This is a genomic window from Candidatus Oscillochloris fontis, assembly GCF_004138135.1.
GTDB lineage: Bacteria > Chloroflexota > Chloroflexia > Chloroflexales > Chloroflexaceae > Oscillochloris > Oscillochloris fontis.
Genome location: NZ_RYFD01000118.1, coordinates 1 through 1497 on the forward strand (window position 1 = coordinate 1; position 1497 = coordinate 1497).

Below are 1497 nucleotides of genomic sequence, written 5' to 3' on the forward strand. Positions count from 1 at the left end.
GTATCCGTTCACGCCCCCCCAGCAGGCAGTAATTGTGGGGCAGGCTGATTCGCCCAATACGCCGTAACCGCAGCGATGAGATACGGGAACAGGGGACGCTCGTGCTGCTGACAAGTTGCAGTGACCGTAAGCATGCGCTCGACAAAGCGGCTCCCTCCATCGCTTTGGGTGCCGTAACTTCCTTTGCGCCAGAGCACCGCCGGACGCAACGCGCGCTCGGCGGCGTTGTTGGTCGGTTCAATGCCCTCCACCTCGACGAACGTCCAGAGCGCATCCCATAACCGGATCAGTTCGCGACCCAGACTGCTCAGATAGTGACCGCCTTGCGCGGCGACATGGAGACGTTCCCACATCGCGTGTTGGATGGGCGCCAGCATGGCGCGAAGCACCGCTCGGTCAATCACGCCGTCCCGGTAACGATCCCACACCGCAAAGACGAGGTCGGCAAGCGCCAACAGATCGGCGGCATCGGCTTGCCAGCGCCCTTTCGTCTCGACCCGGCTGCGTAGATTGCGGATCAGGTGTGCCCAACACACCTGGCGTCGTTCGGGCGGAAGGCTATTGTATGCCGCCAGCCGATCCGAGGTCACATACCCAGCAAACGTCGTATTCAGCAGGGCGTGCATCTGCGTTTTGCCACGCCCCAGTTGCACCATGAACAGGGTTGCCAGCGTTCCCACCGCAACCCACAACCATGGCGTACGCGATCCTTCGCGCCAACTGGTCTCGTCGACGTGGACGTGGTCAGCCTCGGCAATAGCGGCCTGCACTTCGGTATACGCGGGGATCAGAGCGGCACTCGCAACCTGCTGAAGGTCACAGACGCTGCCGACACTGATGGGGATCTGCCACACCATGCGCAGCAGGTCAACGAGTTCGCGATTGCTGATGCGATACCGTCCGTGCAGCAAGGCAATCAGCGCCACCATGCGCGGGCCAAAGGCTCCCGGTGGCACGGCATCTGGTCGCTCCGCCGCCACCCATGCCTGACAGCACGGGCAGATCACGGTGTAGTATTGGTATTCCGTCACCTCCGGCGGAGCCACGGGAATATCCCAGACCTGCTGGCGACGCGGCGAACCAACGGGGGCAAGGTCGTCCGGCAGCGCGTGTTGACACCCAGGACAGGTGGTGGGTCGCAGGGGAACGACCTGGCTGACCTCGCTCGTTGGCATGAGGTCGCGTTGCTGGTCAGGATGCCCGGGTTGCGCACCCTTGGTCTTCGGTTTGCCGCGTGGGGTTTTGGCCGGGCGCGGGGGTGCCGAGGGCGGATCGGACGACGGGGGTTTGGAGGAGTTCTGGGAGTTTTGGTTGAGACGCGCTTCGATGGCCGCGAGCTTCTGCACGAGCAGCGCGATAAACTGGCGCACCTCCCGTGGGGTGGCCTGCCATGCGTCTTCGCTCAGTTCCGGTGGGCGTTGTGGCTCGTCCATAGCGGTAGTATGCCGGATTCTACTGATTCTCGCAACTCAGGAGTGACCCACCCTGAACGGATAC

General features: G+C 63.2%; 1 protein-coding gene. It reads right to left on the reverse strand.

Going from position 1 to position 1497, the window contains the following annotated elements:
* Positions 1-8: 8 nt before the first annotated feature.
* Complete coding sequence (tnpC, locus tag EKD03_RS18175; protein ID WP_161569320.1) at positions 9-1433, reverse strand: IS66 family transposase; 1425 nt, start codon at positions 1431-1433, stop codon at positions 9-11.
* Between the last annotated feature and the right edge of the window lie 64 nt (positions 1434-1497).

What these genes read in the sequence shown, in the direction of transcription:
- tnpC (WP_161569320.1), bottom strand. Translation starts at nt 1,433, where the DNA reads ATGGACGAGCCACAACGCCCACCGGAACTGAGCGAAGACGCATGGCAG.